Raw genomic sequence first — 20,319 nt, forward strand, 5'->3', positions numbered from 1 at the left:
CACAGTAACCCGGGTGTATTTTGTCCTTCATTACCGCATGATGGATACTTTTTCCATTTCATCAGGGGATTGGCCCGCCATGGAGTCAAGTCCGCATTATAGGAGAAAAAAGGAGAAAAGCCCACGCTTTTCTCCTTTTTTCACTAACTGAGCTGTCTTTTTTTATTGAGCAATTTCCATTGCCTAAACCTGTACTTTCGCTCCAGGAGCGATACCGGCGTAGCCTTGATGGCCTGTTTAATCACTTTCGGTGTTTGCTTCACCTTATCGATTGTCTGGGTAAACGCTTGTTTTTTCTGTTCGATGTCGGACATAAGCTGCTGCTGGTTTTCGGTGAGCTTGTCTGTTTCCACCTTGAGGGTGGCCGTTTTTGCCTGGACGCGTGCGGCCGTTTCCGACAGGCTGTCCATCGCTGGTTTGGCTGCTTTCAATGTCTTAAACGCATAATAGCCTAAATAACCGATGGAAGCCGCAATCAATGCAAGGCTTAGATAGACGATGATCATGGTTGTGCCTCCTTTTACATGCTGTTTTTGATAATCTACCCATGATGCTAAAAAAACTAACAACAATTCCATTCCTGATTATTCCAAAAAATTTCAGCTGCCGATTTTACTACTATTTAAATTGGAATTACACTACGATTATCATAAAGGCCACTGGCTTTCGTACGGGAAGGAAGGGAACTGCTTGAATAACCTGCGCATATACTTGATTCTTACGGTTGCGATGATGTTCTGGGGGCTGAATGTTGCTGTCATTAAGCTTCTCGTCGAGCATTTTAGCCCGGTAATGATTACATCTCTTCGGATTTTTGTGGCGGGAATTGTTGTTTTTATCATATTGGCAGGATTGAAAAGTGTCCGAAAACCTAACTTGAAGGAAACTTTTTATATTTTGTCCGGGGGTTTATTGAATATAGCCGGCCATCATTATTTTTTGGCAATCGGCCTATTGAAAACATCCGCCGTGAACGGAGGTCTTATCTTGGGATTGGGCCCGCTGCTTACTGCATCAATGGCGATCTTATTTCTTGGCAAAAGACTGACCATCATTCGAGCCCTCGGATTTATTTTCGGCGGAATTGGTGTGTCGCTGACGGTTCTCGCAGGGGGAAGCAGAGTGACCGGGATAAATACAGGGGATCTGTTTGTTTTTATTTCGATCCTCTCGCAGGCTGCAAGCTTCATCATTATTTCCAAAGCAGCAAAAACCCTGGAACCGCGCCTTTTGACCGGCTACATGCTTTTGATTGGGTCTGCCGCCCTATTTGCAGCTTCTCTTTTGACAGAGCCTTATGGAATCAAGAGTCTGGCAAATGATTCTGTACTTTTATGGGTTGCTTTTTTTGCGTCATCAATCCTGGCGACCGCCTTTGGGCAGATGATCTATAACTATGCAATTGGAAAAGCTGGACCCGCGGAAACCTCGATTTTCCTAAATCTGAACACTTTTTTCTCACTGATCGGAGCAGCTGTTTTTTTAGGAGAAAAAATTACAGCCTTTCATCTATTTGGCCTTCTGTTCATTATAACCGGGGTTATTTTCGGATCAGGAGCACTTGAAGAACTGATGCTCAAAAAAAGGCCCTCGACAAAGGCTGCCTAAAAAGGGACCGAAAAAACTGCTTTCAGAAATACGACTGTTCATTATCCGGTCATTTTTTTCATAACCTGTCCACTTGAAGGACACGGTTATGCCGAAACATCATCAATATCCTAATCTGTCCATTTGGCATGAATCTTGCTCTTACCAAGAAGAGACTTTTTTTAGGAGGGCTATATGATGGATTTACAAGAATGCAGGGCAGTAGTGACTGGCGGTGCTTCAGGGCTTGGGGAAGCGACGGCCCGCAGTATCGTTGCAAAAGGCGGCAAAGTTGCGGTGCTGGACCTTTCAGGCGAGAGGGGTCTGGCATTAAGAAAGGAATTAGGAGAGAGCGTGATTTTTGCATCCACAGATGTAACCGATGAGGAAAAGGTAACAGCAGCAATCAACCAGGCTGTAGAGGAATTCGGCAGCATTAACACTGTTGTGAACTGCGCCGGGATCGGAGTGGCCGGGAAGCTTTTAGGGAAAAAAGGTGTACACGACCTGGGACTGTTCTCGAAAGTCATTTCAGTGAACCTCATTGGCACGTTTAATGTGATCCGGTTGGCGGCAGAACAAATGATGCAAAACGATGAGAATGAGCAGGGCGAGAGGGGTGTCATCATTAACACGGCATCGGTTGCCGCCTTCGAAGGGCAAATCGGGCAGGCAGCGTACAGCGCCTCAAAAGGAGGAGTGGTAGGTATGACGCTTCCGATTGCAAGGGAACTAGCCGCTTACGGGATCCGGGTTATGACGATTGCCCCGGGCTTATTCCATACCCCTATGTTTGATACCCTGCCTGAAGAAGCAAAAGTGTCTCTTGGCAAAATGGTACCGTTCCCGTCCCGACTTGGATATCCGGAGGAGTACGCCAAACTGGTGCAAAGCATCATTGAAAACCCTATGCTGAATGGTGAGATCATCCGTCTTGATGGGGCAATCAGGATGCAGCCGCGGTGATGATAGATCAATTATGGTGTAACTTCTTTTGGAAGGAAACAGGCACTTAATGCGCTTGTTGCCAAAATAGTAAATCACATGCAGGAGGCCAAAACGGTCTCCTGTTTGCATTTGAGCCAAAAAAATTTCATGTACCAGACAGATTTCGACATTAAAGAAAAATCTATTATGCAATAATAATCATAATATTTGTTGTATTTTAATAATTCATAATATAATGATTTCAATAGACTTATCAGGCAGGTGGTCAAATGGGTAAAGAACACATTTTACAAATAAACGATTTAAAAGTTTCTTTTATTTCGGGAAAAAAATACATACCCGCCGTCGACGGTATTAGTTTTGGGTTAAAGGAAGGCGAAATATTAGGGATCGTGGGGGAATCAGGAAGTGGCAAAAGCGTGACCTCCTTAACTGCGATGGGGTTGATTCCCTCACCCCCCGGGAAAGTTGAACACGGTGAGATTCTTTTTGACGGAAAAGATTTGACAAGTCTGTCGGAGAAGCAGTGGCGGAAGATTCGCGGGAACCAAATCTCGATGATTTTCCAGGAGCCCATGACATCATTGAATCCGCTCTTTACGATTGGAAACCAGCTTGCTGAAGCAATCCGGCTGCATACGGATCTGTCAAAGGCAGAGGTGAGGATCCGGAGTATCGAATTGCTCAAACTGGTCGGGATCCCCCGGTCGGAAGGAATCCTTAAGGAATTTCCCCACCAGCTCTCAGGCGGCATGAGGCAGAGGGTCATGATCGCGATGGCCATGGCATGCAATCCGAAAGTGCTGATTGCGGACGAGCCGACCACAGCGCTCGATGTCACGATCCAGGCCCAAATCCTTGCTTTAATGAAGGACTTAAATAAAAAAACAGGGACTTCCATCATCCTGATCACCCATGATTTAGGTGTCGTGGCGGAAATCTGCGAGCGGGTAATCGTCATGTACTCCGGCCAAATAGTCGAACAGGGCGACGTGCGTACCATTTTAAAAGAACCAAAGCATCCATATACAAAAGGATTGCTGAAATCAATACCGGATCTGAGGGGAAAGAAGGAAAGGCTGTACAGCATTCCTGGGACTGTCCCTGCACCTGGAACCATCCAGAACGGCTGCCGGTTCGCTCCCCGATGTTCTGAAGTCTTTGGGCGCTGCCTAGAGGCAGCACCTGAATTATATAAAACAGAAAAAGAGGGACATGAAGTGCGGTGTTTCTTACATACAGTGGAAGAGAGGAGTGACGGCCATGTCAGAGTTACTTCTTGAGGTTTCCGGGCTGAAAAAATACTTCCCGATCACTGGAGGCCTTTTTGGCAGCAAAAAAGGAGAGGTCAAAGCGGTCGATGATGTTTCCTTCTACGTGAAAAAGGGTGAGACTTTGGGAATCGTCGGGGAAAGCGGCTGCGGCAAATCGACAACCGGACGGCTCCTGATGCGGCTCATTGAAGCGAGCGACGGCAAGATCGTTTTTGGAGATAAAGAGATTACCAGCATGTCTAAGTCTGAATTAAGAAAAACCCGCAGGGATATCCAAATGGTGTTCCAGGACCCTTATGCGTCATTAAACCCCAGGCATTCAGTCGAAGAAATTCTCGAAGAGCCTCTGATTGTACACGGAATCGGCACGAAAGCGGAGCGCAAGAAGCGGGTGAATGAGATGCTCGAGGTTGTGGGCCTATCGAGCTACCATGCCAGGAGATATCCCCACCAGTTCAGCGGCGGGCAGCGCCAGAGGATTGGAATCGCAAAGGCTTTGATGACAAAACCGAAGCTCATCATTGCGGATGAGCCGGTGTCGGCACTCGATGTGTCCATCCAGGCCCAGGTGTTGAACCTGATGAAAGACATCCAGAAAGAATTCGGGCTGACTTACATATTTATCGCGCATGATTTAGGGGTTGTCAGGCATATAAGCGACCGCGTTGGTGTCATGTATTTAGGCCGGCTCATAGAGCTGGCGGACAGTGAGCGGCTTTACGAGGATCCAAAACATCCATACACAAAGGCACTTCTTTCCGCTGTGCCGATACCAGATCCTGATATTAAGAGGGAGACGATTTTAATCCAGGGAGAGCTTCCAAGCCCTGCAGATCCGCCGTCAGGATGTGCCTTCCATACAAGATGTGCTTTTTGCATGGACATTTGCAAAACAACGCGGCCACAGAACCGTGCCGTTGATGGTCATTACGTCGCATGCCACTTGTATGACGAGTGAGCAGCAGGCGTTTATGATAAAAATTTGAACCAGAAAAAATAGGGGGTAAAAAACGATATGAACAAAACGTTTAAATTGCTGTTCGTTTCGATCCTGGCAATAAGCCTGTTCCTTGTCGGCTGCAGCGGCAGCTCAGACCAGTCGTCAGGCGAAGGCGAAGCACCAAAAGACAACGGACCGAAAAAAGATACGCTCGTCTATGGGCGGGGCGGTGATTCCGCATCACTAGACCCAATCACAACGACAGAAGGGGAAACGTTCAAGATTACCGAAAACATCATGGAAACACTTCTTCAATATGGTGAACAGGACACCACTTTACATCCTGGACTCGCTGAAAAATGGGAAGCCAGTACGGATGGACTGACATACACATTCAATCTTCGCAAGGGTGTGAAGTTCCATGACGGTACCGATTTCAATGCGGCTGCCGTTGTATTCAACTTTGAGCGCTGGATGAATGGAGATGACAAGCAGTTTCCTTATTACAGCATGTTTGGCGGCTATAAGGGGGATGAAGGGCATGTCATCAAAGAAATTAAAGCAGTCGATGACCATACTGTCCAATTCGCCCTGACACGTCCGCAGGCTCCGTTCCTCAAGAACATCGCTATGTCGGCGTTTGCCATTGCCAGCCCGGCAGCTGTGGAGAAATTCGGGGATAAGTTCAGGGAGAATCCGGTAGGTACAGGCCCGTTCAAATTTGTGGAGTGGAAGGCAAATGACCGGATTGTCCTTGAAAAGAATCCGGAATACTGGCAAAAAGGGTATCCGAAGCTGAATAAACTTATTTTCCGTGTCATTCCGGAAAATACATCCCGCCTGAACGCCCTGGCAAATGGCGAAATTGATGTCATGGACGGACTGAACAACTCCGATGAGGCGACCGTCAAAGGGAACGACAAGCTACAGGTGCTGAAACGTCCTCCCAACAACGTAGGCTATTTAGGCTTTACAGTGAACCGGCCGCCATTTGATAACAAGCTAGTCCGCCAGGCGTTAAGCCACGCGATCGATAAAAAGGCAATTATTGACTCGTTCTATGGCGGCCAGGCAGAGGCAGCGGTGAACCCGATGCCATCTTCCATTGAAGGCTACAATGACGAAATTGATCCGTACCCGTATGACCTTGATAAAGCTAAGGAACTGTTGAAAGAAGCAGGCTTTGAGAAAGGTTTCGAATTCGATTTGTGGGCCATGCCTGTACCGCGCCCTTATATGCCTGAAGGAATGAAGGTTGCCGAGGTCATACAGGAAAGCTTCAACAAGATCGGTGTGAAAGCGAACATCCAATCGGTTGACTGGACCACATATTTGGAAAAAGCGAAAAAAGGAGAATTCGATGCATACATGCTGGGCTGGACAGGTGACAATGGAGACCCTGACAACTTCTTGTACACACTGCTGGACAAAGACAGCATTGGAAGCAACAACTACTCCTACTATAGCAACGATCAGCTGCATGACATCTTGATACAGGCACAAACAGAAACCGACCAGGCTAAGCGGAACGAGCTTTACAAGCAAGCCCAGGTGATCATTCATGACGATGCTCCGTGGGTTCCTCTTGTCCATTCGACACCGTTGCTTGCGGCATCAAAGGACGTGGCAAACTATAAGCCGCATCCAACTGGCTCAGAAGCGCTTACAAAAGTGGAATTTAAATAATCACTGCCGGAAGGGGAGCTTCGACTCCCCTTTTGTTGGTGAAAAGGATTTTTCTTGATGTTATTTTGCTGAAAAGAGGGTGGGAAATCTTGTTTACATATACCGTCCGCCGCATCCTGTCGCTCGTGCCCGTCCTGTTTGGGATGACACTGGTCGTGTTCGCCATAATCCACGCCATCCCCGGCGACCCTGCGCAGGTCATACTTGGGCAGCGGGCAACGAAGGAAGCGATTGAAACGTTCACCCGTGAGCTTGGATTGGACAGGCCATGGTACATACAGTATGTTGATTATCTAAAAGCATTGTTCCAGGGAGATTTAGGGACATCTTTACGAACGAACGCAGAAATCAATGATGAAATCTGGCAATATCTTGCCGCGACTGCTGAATTGACAGCGGTAGCGATGCTGATCGCTGTCATTGTCGGGGTGAATGCCGGGATTATCAGCGCCTGGTTTTCAAATTCCTGGTTTGATTATGTGGCAATGGTCCTGGCACTTATCGGAGTTTCAATGCCGATCTTCTGGCTCGGCCTGATGGAGCAATGGGCTTTTTCAATTGAACTCGGCTGGCTGCCTACCACCGGGCGGGAGGACGTCCGGGATCCTGTGACGGCAATAACGAATATTTATTTGATTGACACTTTGCTGCAGGGAAGGCCTGATCAATTCATTACAGTCATCAAACACCTGATCATGCCAAGTGTTGCCCTGGCGACCATCCCGATGGCGATTATCGCCAGAATGACAAGATCGACGATGCTGGAGGTCATGAAATCGGATTATATCCGTACTGCACGTGCTAAAGGGCTCCGGATGTTCTGGGTGGTGTACAAGCATTCATTAAAAAATGCAATCATTCCTGTCCTTACAATTATTGGGCTGCAAACCGGACTTTTGCTGGGCGGTGCGATTCTCACAGAAACCATTTTTGGATGGCCTGGACTGGGAAGATACGTATATGATGCAATCAGCTTCCGTGACTACCCGGTCATCCAGTCGGGAATTTTAATAATTGCTGCAATCTTTGTATTGATCAACCTAATTGTTGACCTGCTGTATGCCCTGGTCGACCCAAGGATTAAATACAGTAAATAGGAGGGAAATCAACCATGGCTGAACTAGCTAAAAATACAGCAGATATGACTGCGGCAGCACCAGAAGAGCCGGTATCCCCCTGGAAAGAGGCCTGGCAGGCATTTTGCAGGAACCGGCTGGCCCTCATCGGGTTGGCAATCGTGATCTTTTTTATCATTGTGGCAATTGTTGCTCCTGTTATTGCCCCGTACACCTTCAGGGAGCAGGACCTTACAAAAAGGCTGCTCGCCCCGTCAAATGATCACTGGTTTGGAACGGACGACTTTGGCCGTGATATTTTCTCCCGAATCGTTTATGGAGCCAGGATCTCGTTGTGGGTCGGATTTTTTTCGGTGTTAGGATCGGCTATTGTCGGAACCTTCCTGGGAATCGTTGCCGGATACTATGGACGGTGGCTCGATACAATCATCTCCCGCTTTTTTGATATAATGCTAGCCTTTCCAAGCATTTTACTGGCAATCGCAGTAGTCGCAATTCTCGGTCCGTCTTTGCAAAATGCATTGATTGCAATCGCGGTCATCAATATCCCGAACTTCGGGAGGCTTGTCCGTTCGAAGGTTCTCAGTGTAAAGCAAGAGGAATATATCATGGCGGCCCGCGCTGTCGGAATGAAAGACTCACGCATACTATTCCGCCATATTATGCCGAACAGCATCACACCCATCATCGTCCAGGCGACACTTGCAATTGCAACGGCAATCATTGAGGCGGCAGCTTTGGGTTTCCTGGGGCTGGGAGCCCAGGCCCCGACACCTGAATGGGGGAAGATGCTGGCAGACTCCAAGAACTACCTTGTCCAGGCACCATGGACCCTGTTCTTTCCCGGCCTTGCAATCATGCTCACCGTGTTGGGTTTCAACCTGATGGGAGATGGACTCCGGGATGTCCTTGATCCAAAAATGAAGCAATAAATGGGGGGCTCTGGCGTGAGTCTCCCTTTTTTCTTGGGATATATCCAAAAATTCGCAAATCACTAAAAATATCCCGCCATTTCAGTTAAAATGGTATTAAAACATACGAACCAAAAGGGGGGATGGTGGAGTGATCGAGTTCAGGGACATTGTCACACCGGTCAACTGCAAGGTGACTGCTGAGGCGACTCTTCGTGAGGCGGCCGGGCTCATGAAGCTGAAGAAGTGGAATCTCCTTCCGGTCACGGATGAGGCAGGAATGCTCAAGGGGATTTTCACCAGGAGCGGGCTGTACCGGATGGTAATGGATGAAAAAACGTTAACCACGCCGATCAAGGCATATATAAAGACTGAAGTGAAAGCGATAACAGTCGATACCCCGTATGAAACAATAGAAGAGCTTGTCAGGACAAGCAAGGTAGGTACCGGTGTCGTTTTGGATAATTCCGGCCAAGTGATTGGGCTCCTCACGAAAACCGACATGGTCATGGCTCTGCTTCAGTCGTCCAACAGCCTGAAAGAACAGCTCGAAACGATTCTTGAACAATCGAACCTTGGCGTACTCATGACTGATGAAAATTTGAGAATCATTTATGCTAACAATCGTCTTGCTGAAATATCCGGGCAAAACATAAATGATCTTATCAAACAGAAACTGGATACAGCTTTTCCACAGCTTGGCCAGATGGTGAAAAACAATAATTCGATAACTCCAATCAACTTTGCGAACCATAAAGCCATCCTTCACCTGACGACCTATAACACAGGCCATATTGCGCTGTTTCAGGACATTTCCGAGATAGAAAAAATGGCCCAGGAGCTTCAGACAGTAAAAAAATTGAAAAAAACCCTCGAAACGGCGCTTGACCACGCCTATGACGGCATACTCATGTCTGATGAATACCGGAGGGTCAAAATGGTGAGTCCGCCTTTATTGCAATTATTCGGACTTGAAAAAGAGGATGTCCTCGACCAGCAGGTGGATAAGGTTCTGCCGCAGCTGAAGCTTGACAGCGTGTACCGGACTGAAACAGCAGACATCAGCGATTTTAAAGAGATAAACGGGATCAAATATATTGTCCACCGGATCCCAATCATTGAAGACGGAAAAGTGATTGGCGCCATCGGAAAGGTGATGTTCCGCCAGCTTAATCAGGTTAATGATTTATTTAAAAAGCTTCAGCAGGCAGAAAATAAAGCAAGCTTTTACCACAGGCAGCTGCAGAAGTCAGAATCGGCACGCTATAACTGGGATCACATTCTCACTTCTGACCCTTATATGGAAAAATTGAAAAAAAGTGCGGCCAGGGCCGCTAAGGGCAGATCGACGGTTCTGATCCGCGGTGAAAGCGGTACTGGGAAGGAGCTGTTTGCCCATGCCATCCACAACAGCAGCGCAAGAAGCAATGGGAAGTTTGTGGTCGTGAATTGCGCCGCTATCCCTGAAGACCTGCTTGAGTCTGAGTTTTTTGGGTACGAGGAAGGGGCCTTTACCGGTGCTAAACAGCGCGGAAAAATCGGCAAATTTGACCTCGCCAACGGCGGCACCCTTTTTCTTGATGAAATAGGGGATATGTCAGTATCCCTGCAGGCGAAGCTACTGCGGGTTCTGCAGGAGCGGGAATTTTACCGGGTAGGAGGAACTGTCCGGGTGCAAGTGGACGTAAGGATCATTGCCGCGACGAACCGGGACCTTGAGGAAATGGTCAGGGAAGGAGAATTCCGGGAGGATTTATATTACCGGCTCAATGTGATTTCCCTGAATATCCCGCCGTTGAGGGATCGAATCAGCGATACCGATTATTTAATCGATCAATTAATGAAAGAGTTAAACACTGTGCTCGGTACAAGCATTACCGGGATCGAAAGCCGGGCCAGGGATGCCTTGCTAATATATGAATGGCCCGGGAATATCCGCGAACTCCGAAACGTGCTGGAGAGGGCGATGACATTTGCGGAGCATGGCAAAATTCAGGTGGAAGACCTGCCTGATTACTTGCTAAGCCAGATTTCCTTTGAGGATACGGGGCAGGAACAAAAAGTGAGCGTCTTTGAAAACGCTGAACTGACAGCGATAAAGAAAGCCCTCGCCCAAACCCATGGAAATAAAGCCAAAGCCGCCCGGATGCTCGGCATCAGCAGGTCGGGGCTTTATGAAAAAATTAAGAAGTACCACATAACAATTTAATCCACATTTCCTTTATTAATATTGCGTAAAAGTTTAAATGTAAATAAAACTATAGTCGCTCTGGGTTTAGCTTTTGATTTGTTTGTGTCCTTTGTCCTTTGTTTAGAGACACAAAATTAAGCAATCAAACAAAAAGTTTGAGCCGTCCTGTCAGGATGGCTTTCGTTGTCCTTACCGGGATTAACAGTACCTATAGCGGGAAAATCTACCTAGGAATCTTTATGGGTATTTACTCCCGTTTTTCCGTTCTTTCCCTTGATATGTGGTTTTAGTTTGTTAACCTTAGATTGAATAATAAAATTGGAGGTCCCGCTATGCATAAGAAAATCGCCTTAGCAAGCTTGGTTGCATTGGGTTTTGCAGCGGCTGTATTGCTGACCAAGACAGAAGAAAAGGTTTCAGAACCTGAGAAGCGGCAGGAACCTTATGAAATTATCGAACGGGAAATTCCTCAGAGTAAAGCTACCAAACTTGAAGAATATGAAGAATCCGAAGAATCTAAAGAAATTGCTGCTGCATATTCCGAATTCGGTTCGTTCGAAGGATACGTAAGCTCCATTCATTCTAATTGGTCGAAAGACAGTGAATTGCGTTCAGTGTGGGCTGACGAACAAGAAGCTGAGTTGCATATGGTAACCACAACTTTAAGGTATGCTATTCATTTCAAAAATGAAATTGAATTAGCAGGATTGGAAGACCTGTTTGATGAATTGGAAAACATAGGCGTACTCATGTACGCAAAACCCGAAAACTATCAAGAACTTGCCAACAAGTTTGGAGAGACTTTGAATACTATTCGAATGGAAATGGATAAGGGCGAGGGTCCATATGAGCCTTTCTAGACCTATCCGCCTGGTAATAAATTAGAATTTCCAAAAAAATATGTAATAAAGACACCCCGTAGGGTGCCTTATGTCCTTAAACCCAAAGACCGTCAATGGTTACAGTATTGTACATTGTTTTACCGATCTCAAGGTCTGTATCGCACCAACCCATACTTCCTGCTGAGCGATAAATGTTAGGACTATCAGGACGATAGTATCCCAAAATTTTTACACGAAACGGAAATTCGGTTCCACCTGTTGAAGTTCCATCGGTTAAGATATATCTACCTGGTTGAACAGCAGCAATTACGTTCTTGTCAGAAAAGATTCTTGATTGTCTGTGCAGAACTTTGAACTTATATCCTCTACTAGCAGGCCAAGAATGTGCGTAATTTGAATGATATGCTGGTCTTAAGAATGACTCAGGAGGGTATGGATTAACATAACCTAATTTCCAGCCATTTGGAGAATAGAACTCAACGGCATATGCATGGGAACCTTCAGCATGAACCCTTGATAACAGAACAATTCAAGGTTATAAATAGTGCCAATTTGGACTCCGAACAGAATTTTTAATGCAAAATTCGGTAGTAGTGAAGATGCGATGAGGCAGGCGGCCAGGGATATAATGATATCGGTTCGGCCAGACCTCTATTCAATGAGAACAGCTTTACACACAGTGGGAATGGCTGCTCCTGATTATTCCGAGGAAGAAGGAATTGCTATCGCTGACGCATTTACTGACAAAATAATGGAACTTGTTAGTCATTAAGTAAATTAACCAAGAAGATACCATACTCCCATATGGGAAGTATGGTATTTTTGTGTGCCAGGCATGTTCATCAACTTGGCGGTGAAAGTCCGCTATGGACGTTGGGATATGCGAACCATTAGTCGAAGGCAAGGGTGTCCGTGGTTACGCGGAATCTGAAGGAAGCCCTAGGCAAACCCTTGGCCCGCGGTACACGAATCACATTTGAGGTTACGCCTTGAGGACGAGTTTGCAAAACAAGACGAAGTCCAAAATATCCCCAGATGGAGGCGTAATAAATGTGGCGGGTATGTGAGGGGAAAGTGGATGAACTTACCCTGGGAGATCTCTTAATCCCCTAAGACAGGAACCTGCTTAGCGATAAGCAGCTGTATTAAGAGAAGTCAGCAGAAGTCATAGTATCAATCTCTCGATTGAGAAGGACCGAACGAAAGGAGCTTATGCAAGAACGGATACAGAAACGAATAGGAAGGCAATAGAAAATGCCTATCCTGAACTAATTGATAGCAATCTTCCCGACGGGTTGCAAATATCCTTTTGCGAAGGAAAAAATTCCATTTTACAACAGAACGAATCGACCAACACATCAGTAATGTAGGGCCTAGTTCACTATGTTTGAATCATCCCATGATACTGCGTAAATGATTGCTAGATATAAAAGACACAGTAAGCCAAGAAATGCCAGTAGCAGGATTCCAATGCTACGGATTTCGCTCTGCTCTTTGGAGATTTCCAAATAAAAAATATAGATGTCACAAAGCCAAGAAGCATAATTCTGTAGTCATGAAATAAGCCATAAAACGTAAGAATCTGAGACACTATCGCGAAAATACCAAAATATTTTTTCATACTCCACCCTTCCGTACAAGTGGTAACTATATAATATAATTCTGGTAAATTACATTCAACACGAAAAGTAATTTTTTTGCATTGTGAGTAATTTAGTACTCGTTTTTATGTTTATCGACGATGAAACTTTTTTAAAACAGAAGACAGTTCATTCAAAACCACCTTCTTTTAGGAATGTATGGTTCTGTATTGTTGTAATGAATTTGGAATTAAATGAATGGAACACGAGTTCAACGTGTGTTTTACTAATTAGAATTAGCAACCATGATTTAACGGTTTCAAGGAAGAATTTTAAAAATATGTTGGGAGTAGTCGAATGGCAAAGGGGAAGTTAGCACATATTATTACCGTTTTTTATATTAGTTATAGCCTTCGTTTTACTGTTTTCTTGCTAGGTTTTTTGAATATCATTTTAATTTTCTTAAGACAGGTACGATAGGCGCTACTTTCACTATTCGTCTTTTATCTGTTCTCCTGGGTTATTAAAATAAATTGTTTCAATGGTTCGAAGGCTAACACTTTACGCTAAAAAGGATGAAAAAAAGACCGCGAACAGCGGTCAAAGGTTTTTCTTTAAAGTTTGCTCTAGCGTGTCTTTCGTCTGTCTTAACAAAAACACATAACAATGCAATATAATGGAAATAAACGTGTCAACTTATCATCGGTCAATCAGGTGAAAGTCATTACTGATCAAATGCAAACTAAGTAGTTACCTTTGTGGATTTTTTTTCGGCAAATCAACCGTTTGTTTTCGGGATTCGTCTAAGTTTGAAATAGTTTATGACCAGGGGGATTGTGTATTGGATCACGATACAATATCGGAGTTGATGGAGCGTTATGGGACCTCCATTCTCCATCTTGCTTATTCGTTTGTCCGGAATCGGCAGACAGCGGAGGATTTGTCCCAGGAGATTTTCATTAAATGCTATGAAAAGCTAGGTACGTTTAAGGGGGATTCTGCAATCCAGACCTGGCTGTACAGGGTTGCCGTCAACCACTGCAAAGATTACGTGAAGAGTTGGCATTACCGCAAAGTGTATGTAAGTGACTATATTTCTACAATGAAAAAGGGCCAGCAAAATGGTGCGGAGAACAATTTTTTTCAAAAGGTTGAAAGAAACGAACTGTTTGATGACATTTTAAGACTTCCAGTCAAGTACAAAGAAGTCATTGTGCTCGCATATTTCCATGAGCTGACAATGAGCGAAATTAGCATTGTGTGCGGAGTTAATATGAATACAGTAAAGTCCCGAATCTCATGAGCGAAGAAGCTTTTAAAGGAATCTATAGTGGAAAGGAGTGCTGAAAATGGAAGACCAACTGAGGGCAGACCCGGGTGCTAAAGGGAGAATTGGCTGACTGGGAATTTACCGTTGAATTGCAGCAAAATGTATTGAGGACGATTGAAAAAAGAAAGAGGACGACCCATTTTAGCAGGATAATACCGCCAACTCTGATCAGCGCCGCATTGATTATCTTGTTTTTTGGCGGATTGTATAAAATGTCATTGTCCCGGAGACAGGCTCCAACGGCACTCCAACCACCAACGAACCCCCAGCAACTGACGGTCAAACGACATCTTCACATGATGCTGATGACTCCGTATATGAAAAAAAGGGAGATGAAGAACCCGAAGGCTGCATTAAGGAAACTAAAGAGACCATTGTTGAGAATCCCAACGATGGTATTACGACTTCACCTGGAATGACTGCACTCCCTAATTTCACAGGGATCATGATTGAATTCAATAAGAAGTTTAAATCGCTATTTGAGCCCGACCTTTATGATTCAAATTGTAAATACAAAGATATGAAAACAAAGCAGGAATTTTATCAACATTTTACCGATTTAACAACAATGCAAGCTATTGAACAGTATAGCCAACCTTTCTTAAGGGAAACGCAGGATGGGCTTTACATTGTTTCTCAGCCTGATGTTGGTATCTATGACGAAGAGTTACCTCATGATGTCACTAAAATCAATCAACAAAAATACGAGGTCAGACAATATGTTAAAAATGAGGAGTCTCGATTTACTCGATATATTACATTTGAATACATCAATGGCAAGTTACTGATTACAGGATTAGAGATTTATTAAGGTTTCCACACAACGGCCAACAACTTCTGTACACACTTATGTAAGTAGTTTTAGTATTTTTGTGGTCTAACCCTAATGTACAGCCAATTTAATTCTCAAAACACTGGTCATCCAATTTTCATCTATTGCCCATTTTTTTGTGTAGTGTGATGGTATTTTAATTTATTTTGTCAGGGTTAAAATGATAGTGTTAAATTGCCATCATCACCATTTTCTTTACCTGAACCTTGAATCCTAGCAATATTCAAACATATGCAAAATTCCTTATAGAAGTGGATGAGGGATTAATAACAATACAACTTATAAAAAGGTGTCCATTTACTGGACATCTTTTTTATAGGTGTGTTCCTTCTAAATACACAGCGTCGGGAAAAAATCGCAAAACAGTTGTTTGAATATTGGCATAATTATTGCATTAATAAAAGGGAGCAAAGAAATATTATGAGGGGGAGCGGAAATGGAAGTCACTGCATATTTAGCGCAGAATGCCCGGAAAACGCCCGGGAAGCTGGCCATTGAATGTGAGGGGAGAAAGTATACCTACAAAGAACTGGATGAAGAAGTAAACAGACTTGCCCACGGCCTTATTGGAATGGGGATTCGAAAAGGCAACAAGATCGCCCTGATGATGAAAAATTCCGACCGCTTTGTCATTTCTTTTTTTGCCGCCGCCAGGATCGGTGCTGTGGTTGTTCCCGTGAATTTTCGCTTGACCGCTTCAGAGGTCCATTACATTCTAATGCAGTCGGATACAACCCTCACTGTTTGTGACGCAGAATTCGAAAAAACGATTGCCGCTGCCAGGGAAGGAACAAGAGTCCGCAATGTCGTTGTGATCGGAAGTCCCCAGGTGCTTGGCCATCATTCCTACCGCGAGCTGTTACGGGACAATGTTGATCATCCTTCTGTCGAGGTTACTGATCTGGATGACCTCGAAATCCTGTACACGTCCGGGACGACAGGCAAGCCGAAGGGGGCGCTGTTCGACCATAAACGGGTGTTTAACGTGGGCTTAACGATGATGATCAGCATGGGAATCACCCAGCGGGAACGGTTCCTTCACATTGCACCGCTTTTCCATTCCGCCCAGCTGAACCTGTTTTTAATATCAGGGGTTGTCCTGGGGGCTACCCATATTATCCATCGTGATTTCCATCCGGTAAAAACACTGGAAGCGATCCAGGAACACAAGATTACCCATTTCTTTGGAGTGCCTGCAATGTACAACTTTATGCTCCAGGTTCCGAATTCGACCGATTACGACCTTTCTTCCATAAAAAGGTGCGGATACGGAGCGGCGCCTATGCCCCCGGAACTGGTCAAAAAAAGCATACAGCTATTTAAAACTGACCAATTTTACAATCTTTGCGGCCTGACCGAAGGGGGACCGGGCGGGATCCTGCTTGACCCGGAAGGACATAAGAACCATCTCGGCAAAGGCGGGAAGGCTGCATTCCTGACCGAAGCAAGGGTGGTAAACGAAGAGGGAGCCGATATTAAGCCAGGGGCAGTCGGCGAATTTATCCTCCGCGGCGAATCCATCATGAAGGAGTATTACAAGAAGCCTGAGGAAACAAGCAAAACGTTGAAGGACGGCTGGCTCTACACAGGCGACCTGGCAACGATTGATGAGGAAGGCTACATCACGCTTGTCGACAGGAAAAAGGATATGATCATATCCGGCGGGGAAAACGTGTACTCGATTGAAGTGGAAGAGGTTCTGTATGAGCATCCTGGCGTGCTCGAAGCTGCGATTATAGGACTGCCCGATGAGGTTTGGGGTGAAGCGGTCTGCGCAGTCATTGTCCCGAAGCAGGGAGCGGAGATAGATGAGCAGGAAATACGGAGTTTTTGCCGGAAAAAGCTTGCCGGCTACAAGGTTCCGAGAAAAATATTTATTGAGGAACAGCTGCCAAGGAATGCATCAGGGAAAATATTAAAATATCAGCTCCGCCAGAAACTCAAGGGGGTCAAGGCGTAAGGGCATTATAGTAAGCGCTTGCAAACGGACGTATTATTTGAGGGGAGACAAAAATGTATTTAAAAGAGGAACACCAAATCTTTCGGAAATCTCTGAGAAAGTTTTTAGAAAAAGAGGCATATCCATTTTACGGACAGTGGGAAGAGGACAGGATGATCCCCCGTTCCTTTTGGACGAAAATGGGCGAGCAGGGCTATCTTTGCCCTGACCTAGATGAGGAATATGGCGGCAGCGGGGTCGACTGGGGATTTTCAGTCGTGATTAATGAAGAATTGGAAAGGGTCGGTTCCGGGCTTGTCGGCATCGGCCTCCATAACGATATCGTCGTGCCATATATCAATTCATATGGGACAAAAGAACAGAAACAGCGCTGGCTGCCGAAATGCGCAACAGGCGAACTGATCACGGCAATCGCCATGACCGAGCCAGGGACGGGGTCAGACCTCGCGAATATCCAGACTACTGCCATCCCTGATGGTGACCACTATATAGTGAACGGCCAGAAAACATTTATTACAAACGGAGTCCAGTCTGACCTTATTGTTGTCGCCTGTAAAACCGACCCGAAAGCCAACCCCAAACATAAAGGGGTGAGCCTGCTTGTGGTTGAACGGGACACCCCTGGTTTTACGAGGGGCAGAAAACTGGACAAAGTTGGGCTGCATTGCCAGGATACGGCTGAATTAATTTTTGAAGATTGCCGTGTGCCAAGAGAAAACCTACTTGGCGAGGAAGGCAAAGGGTTCCTCTATTTAATGGAAAAACTGCAACAGGAGCGTCTGGTCGTGGCGATTGCCGCACAGGTTGCTGCAGAGGTGATGCTGAAGCTGACAATGGATTATGTGAAGAGCCGCGAAGCATTCGGGAAGCCCGTAAGCAAATTCCAGAACACCCAGTTCAAAATTGCAGAAATGGCGACCGACATTGAGATGGGCCGGGCATTTCTCGATAGTTTGATTGACTGTCATATAGCGGGGCAGGATATCGTGACGAAGGTGTCAATGGCCAAATGGAAGCTGACCGAAATGGCGAAAAACATAGCGGCTGAATGCATGCAGCTGCATGGCGGCTATGGCTATATGGAAGAATACGAGATTGCGAGAAGATACAGGGACATACCGGTTGCCAGCATTTACGCCGGGACGAACGAAATCATGAAGACGATTATTGCTAAAAATCTTGGATTGTAAGAGAGGGCACTCAGGGACAAAAAGAATCACAGCGATAAAGAAAGGAAGATGAAGATGCGTGAAGTAGTAATTGTTGAAGGTGTACGAACTCCGGTGGGAAGAAGAAACGGTTTATTGAAGGACATCCGTCCTGACGACCTTGCGGGTGAAGTGCTGAAGGAGCTTGTCAAACGGGCTGGCATTGATGCGGGATTGGTTGAGGATGTGATTCTCGGATGTGTCACCCAATCAGGTGAACAGGCTGGCGATATTGCAAGGGTTGCTGCGCTGATCGCTGGCTTCCCGATCGAAGTGCCGGGAACAACGATCGATCGCCAGTGTGGCTCAAGCCAGCAGGCTGTCCATTTTGCGTCCCAGGCGATTTTGTCAGGAGACGTGGATATTGTCATCGCTGGTGGCGTTGAAAGCATGTCACGTGTGCCGATGGGATCCAACTATCAAGGGGCAATCCCATACAGCTCGAAACTGATCGACAGGTATGAGGTGCTGCACCAAGGAATGTCTGCTGAGCGGATTGCTGAAAAATACGGCTTTACCCGGCAGGAGCTGGACGAATTTTCTGTTGAAAGCCACCGGCGTGCCCTTAATGCCCAGGCGGAAGGATACTTTGACAGGGAAATCATGCCGCTTGAGGTAACGGATGAAAACGGAGAAACGGTCATCATGAAGGATGACTCCGGCCCAAGAAAAGGGACTAATTTTGAAGTGCTGGGCGGCTTGAAAACTGTTTTTAAACAGGATGGGGTCATCCATGCAGGTAATTCCAGCCAGATCAGCGACGGGGCGGGGGCTCTCCTGTTGATGTCGCGCGAAAAGGCCGAAGAGCTTGGACTGAAGCCCCGCTTCCGTGTGCTTACCCGTGTCGTAGTTGGTTCAGATCCAACGATGATGCTGACCGGTCCGATTCCTGCCACTGAAAAAGCATTGAAGAAAGCGGGTTTATCCATTGATGATATCGATGTGTTTGAAGTGAACGAGGCATTTGCGCCTGTGCCCCTTGCCTGGCTGAAGGATACCGGGGCAGACCCGGCAAAGCTGAATCCGAACGGGGGAGCCATTGCACTGGGCCACCCGCTTGGAGCGAGCGGGGCGCGGCTGATGGTGACGATGATGCATGAGCTAGAACGTACTGGAGGAAGATATGGCCTGCAAACGATGTGCGAAGGCCATGGAATGGCCAACGCCACGATCATTGAGAGGCTGGATTGAATCAATAAATAACGATGTCTTATATAGAATCACTTAGGCTAAAGGACAAAATTCAGTTGGTTGGCAGGAAAAGTCCTTCCTAAAGAATATGAAGGACAAAAACGAGTCAGTGAGTTGGATTTATGTCGCTCGTAAATGCCATGAAAGACAGAACCGAGCCAGGGTCTCGGGAAACTGTCCATCATAACGGCTATGAAGGACAAAAACGAGCCGGTGGGCTAGGAAACTGTCTATCATAACGGCTATGAAAGACAAAAACGAGCTGGTGGGCCAGGAAACTGTCCATCATAACGGCTATGAAAGACAAAAATGAGCCTGTGGGCCGGGAAACTGTCTATCATAAAGGCTATGAAGGACAAAAACGCGCCGGTGGGCTGGGAAACTGTCTATCATAACGGCTATGAAGGACAAAAACGAGCCTGTGGGCTGGGAAACTGTCCATCATAAGGGCTATGAAGGACAAAAATGAGCCGGTGGGCCGGGAAACTGTCCATCATAACGGCTATGAAGGACAAAAACGAGCCGGTGGGCTGGGAAACTGTCTATCATAACGGCTATGAAGGACAAAAACGAGCCGGTGGGCTGGGAAACTGTCCATCAAAACGGCTATGAAGGACAAAAATGAGCTGGTGGGCTAGGAAACTGTCTATCATAACGGCTGTGAAAGACAAAAATGCGCCTCTGGGCTGGGAAACTGTCTATCATAACGGCTATGAAGGACAAAAATGAGCCGGTGGGCCGGGAAACTGTCCATCATAACGGC

At 46.0% G+C, this 20,319-nt stretch carries 18 protein-coding genes; 17 read left to right on the forward strand and 1 reads right to left on the reverse strand.

Annotated features, from left to right (window positions below; translation table 11 throughout):
• Positions 1–143: 143 nt before the first annotated feature.
• The gene (locus CVD19_RS10105; RefSeq protein ID WP_101581739.1) at positions 144–506 is read right to left on the reverse strand and encodes a DUF948 domain-containing protein; all 363 of its coding nucleotides are present in this window, start codon (positions 504–506) and stop codon (positions 144–146) included.
• A gap of 184 nt (positions 507–690) precedes the next feature.
• Here CVD19_RS10105 and CVD19_RS10110 point away from each other — a divergent pair, with 184 nt between their 5' ends.
• The 17 genes from CVD19_RS10110 (at position 691) to CVD19_RS24685 (ending at position 20,168) form a co-directional block, all read left to right on the forward strand.
• Entirely contained in the window at positions 691–1,608 is a 918-nt protein-coding gene (locus CVD19_RS10110; protein ID WP_101581740.1) for a DMT family transporter, read from the forward strand.
• Positions 1,609–1,785: 177 nt separating this feature from the next.
• Positions 1,786–2,553, forward strand: coding sequence for a 3-hydroxyacyl-CoA dehydrogenase (locus tag CVD19_RS10115; RefSeq protein WP_101581741.1), 768 nt, complete (start codon positions 1,786–1,788; stop codon positions 2,551–2,553).
• Positions 2,554–2,804: 251 nt separating this feature from the next.
• Entirely contained in the window at positions 2,805–3,818 is a 1,014-nt protein-coding gene (locus CVD19_RS10120) for an ABC transporter ATP-binding protein (protein ID WP_101581742.1), read from the forward strand.
• The gene (locus CVD19_RS10125) at positions 3,799–4,767 is read left to right on the forward strand and encodes an ABC transporter ATP-binding protein (protein WP_101581743.1); all 969 of its coding nucleotides are present in this window, start codon (positions 3,799–3,801) and stop codon (positions 4,765–4,767) included. The genes CVD19_RS10120 and CVD19_RS10125 overlap by 20 nt, the downstream gene beginning before the upstream one ends.
• Positions 4,768–4,824: 57 nt before the next feature.
• Positions 4,825–6,435 carry an ABC transporter substrate-binding protein gene (locus CVD19_RS10130; protein ID WP_101581744.1) on the forward strand — a complete coding sequence of 537 codons (1,611 nt, stop codon included), beginning with the start codon at positions 4,825–4,827 and terminating at the stop codon, positions 6,433–6,435.
• An 89-nt stretch (positions 6,436–6,524) separates the two neighbouring features.
• Positions 6,525–7,532 (forward strand): ABC transporter permease, encoded by a 1,008-nt coding sequence (locus CVD19_RS10135; protein WP_101581762.1) that lies wholly within the window; start codon positions 6,525–6,527, stop codon positions 7,530–7,532.
• A 14-nt stretch (positions 7,533–7,546) separates the two neighbouring features.
• Positions 7,547–8,443: a nickel transporter permease gene (nikC, locus tag CVD19_RS10140; protein WP_101581745.1), complete on the forward strand. Its 897-nt coding sequence runs from the start codon at positions 7,547–7,549 to the stop codon at positions 8,441–8,443.
• 130 nt (positions 8,444–8,573) lie between these two features.
• Positions 8,574–10,631: a sigma-54-dependent Fis family transcriptional regulator gene (locus tag CVD19_RS10145; RefSeq protein WP_101581746.1), complete on the forward strand. Its 2,058-nt coding sequence runs from the start codon at positions 8,574–8,576 to the stop codon at positions 10,629–10,631.
• A gap of 314 nt (positions 10,632–10,945) precedes the next feature.
• A complete protein-coding gene (locus tag CVD19_RS10150; RefSeq protein WP_101581747.1) occupies positions 10,946–11,473 on the forward strand; it encodes a hypothetical protein in 528 nt (175 codons plus the stop codon).
• A gap of 526 nt (positions 11,474–11,999) precedes the next feature.
• On the forward strand, positions 12,000–12,227 hold the full coding sequence (locus CVD19_RS10155; RefSeq protein ID WP_101581748.1) for a hypothetical protein: 228 nt from the start codon (positions 12,000–12,002) through the stop codon (positions 12,225–12,227).
• A gap of 1,649 nt (positions 12,228–13,876) precedes the next feature.
• Positions 13,877–14,338 (forward strand): sigma-70 family RNA polymerase sigma factor, encoded by a 462-nt coding sequence (locus tag CVD19_RS10160; protein WP_101581749.1) that lies wholly within the window; start codon positions 13,877–13,879, stop codon positions 14,336–14,338.
• 74 nt (positions 14,339–14,412) lie between these two features.
• Complete coding sequence (locus tag CVD19_RS10165; RefSeq protein WP_101581750.1) at positions 14,413–14,784, forward strand: hypothetical protein; 372 nt, start codon at positions 14,413–14,415, stop codon at positions 14,782–14,784.
• Positions 14,785–14,810: 26 nt separating this feature from the next.
• The gene (locus CVD19_RS10170) at positions 14,811–15,176 is read left to right on the forward strand and encodes a hypothetical protein (protein WP_142383516.1); all 366 of its coding nucleotides are present in this window, start codon (positions 14,811–14,813) and stop codon (positions 15,174–15,176) included.
• A 457-nt stretch (positions 15,177–15,633) separates the two neighbouring features.
• Positions 15,634–17,157, forward strand: a complete 1,524-nt coding sequence (locus tag CVD19_RS10175) for an acyl-CoA synthetase (protein ID WP_101581752.1) — start codon at positions 15,634–15,636, stop codon at positions 17,155–17,157.
• A 53-nt stretch (positions 17,158–17,210) separates the two neighbouring features.
• Positions 17,211–18,347, forward strand: coding sequence for an acyl-CoA dehydrogenase family protein (locus CVD19_RS10180; RefSeq protein ID WP_101581753.1), 1,137 nt, complete (start codon positions 17,211–17,213; stop codon positions 18,345–18,347).
• A gap of 54 nt (positions 18,348–18,401) precedes the next feature.
• The gene (locus CVD19_RS10185) at positions 18,402–19,556 is read left to right on the forward strand and encodes a thiolase family protein (RefSeq protein ID WP_101581754.1); all 1,155 of its coding nucleotides are present in this window, start codon (positions 18,402–18,404) and stop codon (positions 19,554–19,556) included.
• A gap of 465 nt (positions 19,557–20,021) precedes the next feature.
• Complete coding sequence (locus tag CVD19_RS24685) at positions 20,022–20,168, forward strand: hypothetical protein (protein ID WP_180953578.1); 147 nt, start codon at positions 20,022–20,024, stop codon at positions 20,166–20,168.
• Positions 20,169–20,319 lie beyond the last annotated feature (151 nt).

This window comes from Bacillus sp. T33-2 (genome assembly GCF_002860205.1).
Taxonomy (GTDB): Bacteria; Bacillota; Bacilli; order Bacillales; family Cytobacillaceae; genus T33-2.

Coding starts and splice junctions, on each gene's coding strand:
- CVD19_RS10125 (WP_101581743.1), top strand. CDS start 3,799: ATGTCAGAGTTACTTCTTGAGGTTTCCGGGCTGAAAAAATACTTCCCG.
- CVD19_RS10120 (WP_101581742.1), top strand. CDS start 2,805: ATGGGTAAAGAACACATTTTACAAATAAACGATTTAAAAGTTTCTTTT.
- nikC (WP_101581745.1), top strand. CDS start 7,547: ATGGCTGAACTAGCTAAAAATACAGCAGATATGACTGCGGCAGCACCA.
- CVD19_RS10185 (WP_101581754.1), top strand. CDS start 18,402: ATGCGTGAAGTAGTAATTGTTGAAGGTGTACGAACTCCGGTGGGAAGA.
- CVD19_RS10175 (WP_101581752.1), top strand. CDS start 15,634: ATGGAAGTCACTGCATATTTAGCGCAGAATGCCCGGAAAACGCCCGGG.
- CVD19_RS10130 (WP_101581744.1), top strand. CDS start 4,825: ATGAACAAAACGTTTAAATTGCTGTTCGTTTCGATCCTGGCAATAAGC.
- CVD19_RS10170 (WP_142383516.1), top strand. CDS start 14,811: ATGATTGAATTCAATAAGAAGTTTAAATCGCTATTTGAGCCCGACCTT.
- CVD19_RS10150 (WP_101581747.1), top strand. CDS start 10,946: ATGCATAAGAAAATCGCCTTAGCAAGCTTGGTTGCATTGGGTTTTGCA.
- CVD19_RS10115 (WP_101581741.1), top strand. CDS start 1,786: ATGGATTTACAAGAATGCAGGGCAGTAGTGACTGGCGGTGCTTCAGGG.
- CVD19_RS24685 (WP_180953578.1), top strand. CDS start 20,022: ATGAGCCGGTGGGCCGGGAAACTGTCCATCATAACGGCTATGAAGGAC.
- CVD19_RS10180 (WP_101581753.1), top strand. CDS start 17,211: ATGTATTTAAAAGAGGAACACCAAATCTTTCGGAAATCTCTGAGAAAG.
- CVD19_RS10105 (WP_101581739.1), bottom strand. CDS start 506: ATGATCATCGTCTATCTAAGCCTTGCATTGATTGCGGCTTCCATCGGT.